The organism is uncultured Campylobacter sp. (assembly GCF_938030785.1).
In the GTDB taxonomy this organism is placed as follows: domain Bacteria; phylum Campylobacterota; class Campylobacteria; order Campylobacterales; family Campylobacteraceae; genus Campylobacter_B.
Genome location: NZ_CALHIK010000105.1, coordinates 1 through 11,401 on the forward strand (window position 1 = coordinate 1; position 11,401 = coordinate 11,401).

The 11,401-nt window shown below is 47.5% G+C and carries 11 protein-coding genes; 3 read left to right on the forward strand and 8 right to left on the reverse strand.

The features are described from left to right. Positions 1 to 731, forward strand: a 731-nt coding sequence (locus Q0438_RS05960; protein WP_299188521.1) for a hypothetical protein, incomplete at its 5' end; no start/stop codon positions are given. Positions 732 to 945: 214 nt separating this feature from the next. Here Q0438_RS05960 and Q0438_RS05965 read toward each other — a convergent pair. The 8 genes from Q0438_RS05965 to thyX form a co-directional block, all read right to left on the reverse strand. Further along, the gene (locus Q0438_RS05965; protein ID WP_299188524.1) at positions 946 to 1,752 is read right to left on the reverse strand and encodes a transporter substrate-binding domain-containing protein; all 807 of its coding nucleotides are present in this window, start codon (positions 1,750 to 1,752) and stop codon (positions 946 to 948) included. Positions 1,753 to 1,895: 143 nt separating this feature from the next. After that, a complete protein-coding gene (locus Q0438_RS05970) occupies positions 1,896 to 2,702 on the reverse strand; it encodes a transporter substrate-binding domain-containing protein (protein ID WP_299188527.1) in 807 nt (268 codons plus the stop codon). Between the two features lie 373 nt (positions 2,703 to 3,075). Further along, positions 3,076 to 3,882, reverse strand: coding sequence for a transporter substrate-binding domain-containing protein (locus tag Q0438_RS05975; protein ID WP_299188530.1), 807 nt, complete (start codon positions 3,880 to 3,882; stop codon positions 3,076 to 3,078). Between the two features lie 175 nt (positions 3,883 to 4,057). Then, a complete protein-coding gene (gene ung, locus Q0438_RS05980) occupies positions 4,058 to 4,753 on the reverse strand; it encodes a uracil-DNA glycosylase (RefSeq protein ID WP_299188533.1) in 696 nt (231 codons plus the stop codon). A 545-nt stretch (positions 4,754 to 5,298) separates the two neighbouring features. After that, complete coding sequence (locus Q0438_RS05985) at positions 5,299 to 5,910, reverse strand: hypothetical protein (protein ID WP_299188535.1); 612 nt, start codon at positions 5,908 to 5,910, stop codon at positions 5,299 to 5,301. A 79-nt stretch (positions 5,911 to 5,989) separates the two neighbouring features. Next, complete coding sequence (locus Q0438_RS05990; protein WP_299188536.1) at positions 5,990 to 6,586, reverse strand: DJ-1/PfpI family protein; 597 nt, start codon at positions 6,584 to 6,586, stop codon at positions 5,990 to 5,992. 223 nt (positions 6,587 to 6,809) lie between these two features. Beyond that, positions 6,810 to 7,556, reverse strand: a complete 747-nt coding sequence (locus tag Q0438_RS05995) for a hypothetical protein (protein ID WP_299188538.1) — start codon at positions 7,554 to 7,556, stop codon at positions 6,810 to 6,812. Positions 7,557 to 7,591: 35 nt separating this feature from the next. Then, the gene (thyX, locus tag Q0438_RS06000; RefSeq protein ID WP_299188545.1) at positions 7,592 to 8,227 is read right to left on the reverse strand and encodes an FAD-dependent thymidylate synthase; all 636 of its coding nucleotides are present in this window, start codon (positions 8,225 to 8,227) and stop codon (positions 7,592 to 7,594) included. Between the two features lie 187 nt (positions 8,228 to 8,414). On the opposite strand from thyX, the gene Q0438_RS06005 reads away from it, so the two are divergent. Together Q0438_RS06005 and Q0438_RS06010 are read left to right on the forward strand one after the other, a co-directional pair. Then, positions 8,415 to 9,764, forward strand: coding sequence for a sodium-dependent transporter (locus tag Q0438_RS06005; protein ID WP_299188540.1), 1,350 nt, complete (start codon positions 8,415 to 8,417; stop codon positions 9,762 to 9,764). A gap of 465 nt (positions 9,765 to 10,229) precedes the next feature. Then, positions 10,230 to 11,401 (forward strand): sodium-dependent transporter (locus Q0438_RS06010; RefSeq protein ID WP_299188542.1); only part of this gene is annotated, 1,172 nt, incomplete at its 3' end.

Sequence of the window (11,401 nt, forward strand, 5' to 3'; positions counted from 1 at the left end):
TAATCGTCAAATTCGTCATTTTGTTTTTCATCAAAGCCCGCAGCTTAAACATCAAATTTAGCAGACTAGACGCCATCGTGTCACGCGCATACGCCAAATATGGGGTGCTGTTTAAGCTCAGCGTGCCGCTACTTGCCGCAGCATCGGTATTTGCGCTGCTTAATCTATACGATTTTGCCAAAGCCAACTACGCGCTGACGGTCTTTTTGCTCGCTTTGGGCGCGCCTCTTCTTACGTATAGCTTTTTCAAGGCGATAAAATCGGCGATGACCTTCGCGCTATTTGTGATCCCCTTTGCGGCGGTATTTGCGATCATCGCGGTGACGGGCGCGGAGAAGCTTGATAACTCGCTAAATTTTAACATCGTCTTTCCGCTGTTTTTCACCCTCGTGTGGTTTGCGATGTCGGTGATCGCCGATGAGGACGTGGCGCAGATCATGAATAAGATCGTATCGAAGCTCTCAACGCTTTTCGTGACGATTTTCATCCTTTACAACTACGAAGTATTGCACGGGATTTTAACTGCGGACGCGGGAGGGTATCATGCGAGCGGCGATGATCTGACCGCGCTTGATCTCGTGTTTATAACGATTAGATTTTTTACGCTGCCTTCGATTTTTACGTTGATGATTTTTGAGATCAAAGATTATCTTTTTACGAGATACAGCGCGTTCGTGCAGTCGCAGCAGGAGCGCATGCGGGATTTAAAAAATTCCAAGGGCTTGGAGTAAAATTTTAAATCTTGGTTCAATCTAGTTTTGCGCGCCGTAAATGGTCGCAAATACTGAAGATTGCAACTGCCGCGTATACGCTGGGCTTCGGCGCGGCGGCGAGAAAAATTAACAAAATTTAAAGCGAATTTCGAGACGAAATTTTAAGACCGCGTGGGTTAGAATTTAAAGCCGCAAAGCTTCAAATTCCGACCCGCAATCAAAATTTAAAATTCTAAAAGAAGCTGTATATGTCGTCTAAAAGGAAGTATTTTTTATCGACGGTGCCTCTATAAAACGGCTTGAAAGTGTCGTTGTACGCCCTTTTGAAAAAGCCCTCTTTGCTTAACTCGATTAGCGCTTGATTGACCGCTTCGACGAGTTCCGAATTTCCTTTTTGCATCGCGATGCCTAAAAATACGTTCTCGCCGAGACTTTTGATATTGACCTCAACGCTCGAATCCGCTACCGGATAGACCATTACGAATAGATTATCGTCGCACGCGCCGTCGATCTCGCTGCTTTTTAGCCGCTTGTAGCAATCGGAGGAGTTTTTGCAATACGCTAGATTGTATCCGCCGTCTTTTAGCATATACGCTTCGCCCGTAGAGCCGCGGATGACGCCTACTTTCTTGCCTTGCAGATCGCCTATTTTTTTGATGTTATCGCTTTTTCTGGTTAAAACTCCGGAATTTACCGAAAGATAGGGCATCGAAAAATCATAAATCTTCTTTCTCTCCTCGGTTATGCTCGCAGCCGCGATAACCATATCCGCCTGATTATTTTGAATAGACGAAAAGCGTGCCTGCGCCGACACCGGAATAAGCTCTATTCTGCCGCCCGCTGCGCCTAAAATTTTACCGCCGAGCGCGTTGGCAAGCTCAACGTCAAAGCCCTCAAAGTCGCCGTCCGTAACCTTGCTAAAGGGCGGTTCGTTTTCATAAACGGCAATTCTAACCACCCTGTTCTGCCTTATCTCGCTTAACGAATTCGCAAAGGCAAAGACGCAAGATAAAAGCATGAAAAATAGCGTTTTTTTCATTTTAAACTCCTCTAAAAAAACGCGCTATTTTATCCCAAAATTTCTTAAAAAACATTTGATTTAAAGCGCGCTTAGCGGAATTTGCTAAGCGCGTTTGAGGTTGTGTGTAAATTTAACGCAGGCTAATTCTTAGCAGAAATTTACTAGAAAAAGCTGTAAAGATCGTCGAGTAGGAAGTATTTTTTATCGACAGTGCCTTTATAGAAAGACTCGAAAGTGCCCTCATAGGCCTTTTTGAAAAAACCCTCTTTGCTAAGCGCGATTAGACCTTTATTCACCGCCTCAAGAAGCTCTGCATTGCCCTTTTGCACCGCGACGCCCAAAAATACGTTCTCGCCTAAATTTTTGATATTGACTTCGACCGCCGAATCCACGATAGGATAAACCATAACGAAAAGGTTGTTATTGCAGTATCCGTCGATCTCGCCGCTTTTTAATCTCCTGTAGCAATCGACCGAATCGTTGCAGTAAGAAACATTATAACCGCCGTCTTTTTTGATATACGCCTCGCCGGTAGTTTTGCGGATGACGCCGATCTTTTTACCCATCAGATCGCCCACTTTGTGGATATTCGACTCTTTCTTCGTTAAAATGCCTAAATTCACCGTAAAATACGGCATCGAAAAATCGACGCTGCCTTTACGCTCTTCGGTGATACTTGCAGCCGCGATTATCATATCGGCTTGGTTATTTTGAAGCATCGGAAAGCGCACTTCGTTCGTTACCGGGATAAGTTCGATGCGGCCGCCGGCGGAACCGAAAATTTTACCCGCCAAAGCGTTAGCAAGCTCGACTTCAAAACCTTCAAAGCCCTTTTCGGCGGACTTGCTAAAAGGCGGCTCATTTTCATAGACGCCCACTCTGATAACCTTGCTTTGCTTGATTTCGCTTAAAGAATTCGCAAATGCAAAAATAACCGACAATAGAATCAAAAGCAATGACTTTTTCATTTCTTTCCTCCAAAAAATTTATGGATATTGTAATATAAATTTTCTTAAAATCAAATTTTTATAAAACATAAATTTAACCTAAATATAAGCCTTGCGGATAAAATTTAGCGATCAAAAATTATTGCAGGTAATGATGGGGGTTTTTAAATCCGCTGTCGAATTCGTCCAAACGCAAGCGTCGTTTAAATTTAAATTTGAAAGATTTGGGCTAAATTTACGGCTTGTCGCAAAACAAGCCGTAAATTTGCAAAATTTTATCGACCAATCGCGAGTAAATTTACTCGGTCTAAATTTTACCCGCAGCGGCGACTTAATAGAGATTCCGCGCTATTAATAGAGATTCCGCGCGATCAATAGGGCTTCCACGCGAGCGCTAAAACAAGCTGTAAAGATCGTCCAGCAAGAAATATTTTTTCTCCGCCGTGCCCTTGTAATACGGCTCGATAGTTTCGTTGTAGGTCTTTTTCATAAAGCCCTCTTTGCTTAGCTTGATAAGCTCGCCGTTTAAGAAGTCCAGTAGCTCTTTGTTGCCCTTCTGCACGGCAACGCCCAAAAACTCCGAAGGGCCTAAATTCTTGATATTTACCTCAGTATCGCTATCGATGACGGCATAAGCCAAAACTAACAGGTTGTCGGTCGCGTAGCCGATGCCCTTATTTTCTTTTAACATCTTGTAGCATTCATTTGCAGTAGCGCAGTTTATGACGTCAAAGCCCTCTTTTCTAAAATACGCCTCGCCAGTGGTGCCGCTTTCGGCTATGATCGGCTTGCCGTGTAGATCGGATACGGTTTTGATCCTATCGCCTGTGCGGGTTAGTACGCCTATATTTACCGCAAAATATGGGGTCGTAAAGTCGACCACCTGCTTACGCTCGTTGGTGATAGTAAAGGTCGCGAGCACCATATCTACTTTGTTTTCTTCAAGCACTCTTAAACGCTCGCTGGCTTTTACCGGTACGAACTCGACTTTGCCCGATTTTGTGCCGAATATATCCTTCGACAGCGCCTCTGCCAAAGTAACCTCAAATCCTTCAAATTTGCCGTCTTCAAATTTACTAAAAGGCGGCTGCGCCTCGAAAACGCCCACTCTAATCGCACCCGATTGCCTGATCTCCGATAAGGTATTTGCCACTACACTGCTTGTAAATAGCAAAAAAATCCCTAAAATTATCCTCTTCATGATTGCTCCTAAAATTTTAATCCAAGCCGTTACCGCGCGCTCGCACGGTTTAGGCACTTAAACCAAGCCGCTTTGTCTAAATTTATCTCTAAATACCGCTCCTTGTGATAGTTCTTAAATCCTAGCCGTTTTAGAATTTACGCCACATTTTACGCAAATTTCATTTAAAATACATTTAATCTGCGCCGTGATTTAGATCCCAATCGATCTCTCCCAGACCGTGCGCGCGCAGATATTCGTTGCATCTGCTAAAATGCTTGCAGTCAAAAAACGCTCCCCCCGCAAGTGGGCTAGGATGCGCGGCAGTTAAAATGAGATGTCTCTGCGCATCGATCAGCGCAGATTTTGCTTTGGCGAAATTTCCCCACAGCATAAAGACTAAATTTTGCCGTCTCGCGCTTAAAATTTTAATCACGGCGTCGGTAAAAATTTGCCAGCCAAAGCCGCTGTGCGAGTTCGCGCGGTTCGCACCCACGCTAAGGCTCGCATTAAGTAGCAGCACGCCCTGCTTCGCCCAGTAGCTCAGATCGCCGCTAGCAGGCTCGCTGATACCCAGATCGCTCTTAATCTCTTTGTAGATGTTTACGAGGCTGGGCGGAATTCGCACGCCGTGCGGCACCGAAAAGCTAAGCCCCATCGCCTGATGCGCGCCGTGGTAGGGATCCTGCCCCAAAATCACCGCGCGCACCCGCTCAAACGGAGTGAGATTAAAGGCGTTAAAGATCAAATTTCCCGGCGGATAGACGATCTCGCGCGCCTTTGCGGCGAGTAGGTTTTCTTTGATCTTCGCAAAATACTCGCTTAAAAATTCCTCCCTAAGCGCCTCTTTCCAGCCGCTCTCGATCCTCACGTCGTCTAAATTTATCTGCATGCCAGCCCTTTAAGCTTTAATGAATTAACGTCCTAATTTTACAATAAATTTTAAAAATAGTACCGCTCGTGCGCGCCGCTGCAATCAAAGGCGGATCGCACGCGCTCTCTCGCCGCCAACCGATCCCGCCGATTTTATAGGCGCCGCTACACGATCACGATCAAAAGCGCCATAAACAGCAGCAGGGCGATCGTTTTTCTATTATCGTTAAGCAGGGTCTGCGGATAAAAAGCAAACAAAATCGCGTAGGCAAAAAGCGCGATTGCAAACTCCCACGGGTTATTATCTCTGAATTTTAACCTATAAATGATCGCCGCTACGAAAGATATATGCGAAAGCAGCGATAAAATTTGAGCCGGCTTTATGCTGTCTTTGTGATCTCCTATTTTATGTAAAACCCATTATATCGTTATTTTATCTACTTCGATAAACGTCCGTAAGACTAAAGTCCAATCTTTCAAATCTTTAAATTTTATCCTAAAGGCTTTTAAATTTAGTTCGCAACGTTATATTAAATCGGTCGTAAGTAAATTTAGCGCACACTATTAATACCCCATTTTATTTATTTGAATTATATTAAGTTCCGGATAAAAAATAACCTCGTGATCATAATCGCTCGGTTGTCCCGATTCGTGCTCTTTTTTGTGCCATATTCGCCTTTTATCGTTCACTATTGCCGTTATATTTAAATTTTTGATTGAACCATATATCAAATACTCCCGACTGCCGGCATAATAATAAGACGGCATCGCCCACGATAGCTTAAATTCATGCAAATTTGTAGTTTCAGCTATACAGTCGGACTCGGAAACAAACTCGTAGCCCTCTTGCAACATTTTTTGTTGCGTCAAAGTAAAGGGCTTATCCGCCTTTATAAAATGCGCGTAACAGATACAAGTCTGTATTTTTTCACTACACGATAAAGGAGGACTTTTTTTGCGATAAATGAGCAAAGTTTCTCCCTTCGTATTTATTAAGGCTTCAAATTTAGCCAAATTTTTATTTTCTATATATGAAAAATCCGTATTAAGGGGTGAAAATAGAAAAGCTATAAATAAAACAAACAATATCAATGCCGCAAACGGTAATATCAATGCTGCGAGTATGACGATCTTGATGACTTTCCACAATGTTTTTAATATCTTTACTGCTTGCATTAAGATTTACCTCCTCTCTATTTTAAAATTTACTGCGGTATTTATAAACCGCGCCACCGATCTTAGCGGCTTTAAAATTTCATCGCACAGGCTTGCTTCTAAAGCCATAATAAGGATAATCCATTGCCGCGGCGGCGGCTTCGCGCGCAGAGGCGCCTGCGAATTTCTCGATCACGCAAAGCCCAAGCTCGATAGAGCTGCTCACGCCGCCAGCAGTGATGATCTCGCCTCCTGCGGGCAGGCTCTCGCGTACGAGCCGCTCGTGCACGACGTCCGCGCAGTAAGGCGTCAGCAGATCGTAACAAAACGGATGCGTAGTCGCACGCCTACCTCGCAAAAACCCCGCCGCGCCCAGAAGCAGCGAACCGGTGCAAACGCTAAACTTATACTTCGCATCGCGCGCGGTTGCGAGCCACGAGATGAAGCCCGCATCGTCTTTAAGGCGGCGCGTCGCCATACCGCCGGGCACAAAAACCGCATCAAAGCCGCCTAGATCCGTCGTGATCTCGCCCGCATCGATCGTAAGGCCGCCGCTGTCCGAAACCTGCCGCTCGCGCGAGCAAAACCTCATCTCAAGCTGCGGGCGGACGGCTTTGAGCCTTAGCATACAATCGTAAAACCCCACAAAATCGAGGTGCGTCTGTCCGCTAAACATCACAAGCGCTAGATTTTTCATAATCCGTCCTTTAAATTTATCGCTCACCGTAGCAGTTTTCGGCTCGTCGCCGTTAAAATTTTCAGCGCTGCAGCCACAACGAGCGTCTGTTTAAAACGCCCGTTTAAATTTAGCGACCGAATGCCCGCTCGGCTAAAATTTTAAAATTTCATCCTGTCGGGCAGCAGAATTTTACCGCCTACGGGCGGAATTTTAAAAGCAAATTTAAAATTTCGCGCGCTTTTTATTCTGCATTACTCAGACCCGTAAAAGCCCGCAAGCCCGCATAATGCAGCTTTCTTGAAACATTCTCAAATTCCAAATCCCAAACCCCCTCGTCATATTTCCATTCAAACGGCGTTTTGTAATTTTCGTAAATTTTACGAGCCTGCTCATTTACCTCTTTGGTGAGCTCCGCGATATTCAAGGCCTTGCCCGCCTCGCTCATCATCAAATGCCAGTTATCCAAATCGGCGGGGTATTGCGTATGGATGGATTTCTCTCGCGGCAGATAATACACAAAATCGCTTGTATCAAAAGGAAATAGCGTATGACACAACGCTATTTCGTAGATGTCTTGGGCAAATACGGTCGAAAGCTGCTCGTCCGAATAGCCGAAAGTCGAAACATATAAAAAGCTACGCAAGATGCTCGCTAAATTTCTACAGACCGGCGCGAAGGCGTATCTGCGCGCCTGCTGCGTTAAGGCGCCGTTTCGAATAAAACTTATGGCGCTATCGATCTCTTTTCTTCTTGCTTGCACGTATTTTATCTTTTTAAACCGCCAAGCTTGCATCAGTTCTAAAGAATTGTCGATAGCTCGCAGATGCTTATCTCTTTTTTCATCCGCCGTGCCGCTTAGCTCCGCGATCCTCGCAGCAGCCTGCCTCCAAAACGGAATCAGGGTTTTTACCCATCCTAGATAGCTAAGATAAAGCGCGTCCGGCTCCTCCTTTTCAAAAGCCGCTCTCATCTGCGTAAGTTTTATCATCGCAGCCCTTTTTGTATCTAAATTTATCCCGCGCGCTACTCTTCGCCTTGCATCTTCTCGCCTGCCATGCAGCTTTGGAATATAAATTTATGCTCCTGCGGCAGCGCATGATAAATTTTACCGGCAAGCTCGCGGATCTCCCAAAGCGCCGCCTTGCTAGAGCGCAGAGCGAGGAAGTTTTGCAAGCTACGAGCGTTTATGCTCCAGCTAAGCTCGCTCTTGTAGCACTCTGGCAGGCAGTATTTGGCGATATCAAGGCTGATTGGGGTTTGTAAGATTACACGCAGATTTTCAAGAGCTGCGATACTTGCGTTATCGACCGCTTCGTTGCCCGTAAGCACTATGTATCGCGCGGCGTTTTCGAAATCTCCTTGCGCGAAGCTACCCTCGCCGCGCAATTCTTTGAGAGTGTAGCGAGTGGATTTTACGCTAAGGCTTGCGAGGCGGTGGCGCGCCAGCTCCTGAAGCAGCGCGCGCGAAATACCGCTGATGTAGAAGTTGTAGTAGAGGTGCTCGAGCGTGCTTGAGTGCTTGAGCTGGTTGCCGACGCGATCTATTAGCGCCAGGTCTTTGGTGCCACCGCAATCGCCGCGCTCAAAGCTCTGCCAGCAGGTGCGGATCGCGTTTGAGCAGACCCAAAGCGGAGTGAAATTTAGAAGTTTGACTTGCATGTTTTGCCTTTGGTTTTGAAATTTTTGGATGATTTTAGCGTTTCGGGACTTAAAATTTAGCAGGGCTCGGATATTCATATCCAAATCTCGCTCCGTTTGCTCTCTCAAGCGACTTTGGTAAAATTTAAATACCGCCTTTAAGCTGGAATTTGCTAATATTGCGGCTAAATTTTAAAAAAGGTGCAAAATGAACGATAAATTTACGCGCATCGGCTTTATCTTGGCCGTCGCAGGCAGTGCCGTGGGGCTCGGCAACGCGTGGAAATTCCCCACTCTCGTGGGTCAAAACGGCGGCAGCGCCTTCATCCTGCTCTATCTTTTGCTGACATTTTTAGTAAGTTTCGTCCTTTTTATCGGCGAAATTTGTATCGGAAGGATCGGCGAGAGCGATCCCGTGGACTCTTTCAGACGCCTAGCGCCTACGCATAAAGAGGCTTGGAGCAAGATGGGATTTTTTATGATCTCGGGACTTCTCATCTACTCGTTTTACAGCGTCGTGATGGGCTGGATCTTAAAATACACGATCACGTCGGCATTTTCGCTGCCAAGCAATATGGCGCAAAGCGGCGAGATATTTTCCGCTCTACTAAAAGATAGCCCGATCATCGCGATAGCCTGCTTTAGCGTGATGTCGCTCGTGTGCTTTTACATCGTCTCGCGCGGCATCAAAAGCGGTATCGAGCGGCTAAACGTCTGGATGATGCCCGCGCTTTTCATACTTTTAGTGCTGATGGTGGTGTATTCGATGAGCTTCGACGGCTTTAGCAAAAGCGCAAAATTCCTGCTCGTGCCCGATTTTAGCGCGCTAAATTCTAAAAGCGTGCTCGAAGCGCTCGGTCTTGCGTTTTTTACGCTATCGCTGGGCGTTACGACGATTATGACCTACGCCGCGAGCCTACCGGAGCGCACCAATATCCTAACTTCGAGCCTAAACATCGTATTTATTAACGTTATGATCGGCATAATGATGGGACTCGTGGTTTTTACCTTTATTTTTGAATTTAACGCAGATCCGGCGCAATCGGGCCCGGGGCTTATTTTTGTCTCGCTTGCGATGCTGTTTAGCAAGCTGGGCGCGATCGGGCACGTGCTGGCGTTCGCGTTTTTTCTTACATTGATTTTTGCAGCGATCACTTCGGCGATCTCGATGATCGAGCCTTCGGTGTATTATCTCGTAAAATCGCACAAAATAAGCCGCCTGCGCGCCTGCGCGATCGTTTTTGCGTTTACCTACGTCCTCGGCATCGCGTGCATTTTGGGCTACTACGGCGCTACGGCGGATAGCTTTAGCATACTCGGCACGCCGTTTTTCGATGTGCTAGACTACGCGACCTCGAAAATTTTAATGCCGATAGGCGGGCTCGTAATCGTAGTTTTCGTGGGATTTGTGATGCGAAAAGAAGCCGTCCACGCGCTACTGGCGCCGTATATGGGCGAGCTCGGATTTAAAATTTGGTACTTCGTGCTGCTGCGCTGCGTCTCGCCCGTAGCCATAATTTTGATCGCGCTAAGAGAGCTTGGAATTTTACGCATCTAAGCGCGGGTTGAAATTTTGCGGATTAGGCGCGAGTTAAATTTAAAATTCTACGCAGAAACGGTACGCAAAATTTTGCGGTAGCCCGCGCGGCATCGCGCTTGGAATTTTAAAATTTAGCGCTAAAGTGTAACCCAAAGCGGCGCGCCAAATTTCATAGCGAACTTGCGGCGATCCGTGAGCGGCTATGGCGGCTTACAAAAATCGCGCTTGGAATTTTATGTCCAGACAAGAGCGTGCGGCCACCGCAATCAGCTTTCGACGCGACCGCGCTAACCCACGCGCCAACCTGCGCAAGATCGCGGCAAAGACGCCGTAGTGCAGCTGCACGGCATCGCGCGCGAAATTTTAAAATTTAGCGCCAAAGCAGTCCAAAAGTAGCGCGCCAAATTTCATAGCGAGATTGCGGCGATAGTTTGGAATTTTAAAATTCCGCGGCTTTAAAATTTAAAAATCATCGGAGTGAAAATGAACGATAAATTTAGCAAAATCGGCTTCATACTTGCCGTCGCAGGCGGCGCGGTGGGGCTTGGCAACGCATGGAAATTCCCCACCCTCGTGGGTCAAAACGGCGGCAGCGCCTTCGTGCTTTTATACCTCGCGCTCACGCTGGGAGTGGGCTTTAGCATATTCTTAGCCGAGATGGCGCTAGGCAGGCTAAGCGGGAGGGATCTACCGAGCGCGTACGAGACGCTGGCACCGCGCGGCGGACGCAAATGGCGCGCGGGAGGCATTTTCATCGCGGGCGGCATGCTGGTGCTGTCCTTTTACCTCGTCATCCTCGGCTGGGTGATCCGATATATCTTTTTGGGCTTTTCTCCACTACCTTCAACCGCCGAAGAAGCGGGTGCCGTATTTGACGATCTCATCTCGCATTCGCTAGCCACGAGCCTGGGCTTTTACGCGCTTGCGCTCGTGCTGACGCTCTCCGTCGTCGCGCGCGGCATCAAAAGCGGCATCGAGCGGCTAAACGTCGTGATGATGCCGCTGCTTTTCGTGCTGCTGCTTGCGATGCTTGCGTATGCGTGCACGATGCAGGGCTTCGGCGCGGCGGCGAAATTTCTTTTCTACCCCGACTTCGGCAAAATCACCGTTAGCTCCATCCTCTCCGCGCTCGGGCTCGCGCTCTTTACCCTGTGCGTGGGCGTCGGCTGTATCGCAGCATACGCGGCGTCGCTTAGCGAGGGGGTGCGGCTGGTACGCAGCTCGGTAAACATCGTATTTATCAACATCGCGATCGGGCTGATGATGGGGCTCATCGTCTTTACCTTCATCTTCGAATTCCATGCCGATCCCGCGCAGGGTGCGGGGCTTGTGTTCGTCTCGCTCACTACGATGTTTGCAAAAATGGGGCTAGCTGGGCAGGTGCTTGAAGTCGCGTTTTTCGTCTCGCTCTTTTTCGCGGGGATCACGAGCGCGGTTTCGATGATCGAGCCTTTCGTCTTCTATCTCATCGGCAGGTTTAAAATTTCGCGTCTGCGCGCAGTCTGTATCTCTGGGTGCGTCATAGCGGTGCTCGGCGCGTGCTCGCTGCTATCGATGCACGCGGATTATGCGAGCAAATTTAAGCTTTTCGGCGCGAGCTTTTTTGACTGTTTGGACTTCGTAAGCTCAAACGTCATGCTGCCCCTCGGCGCGCT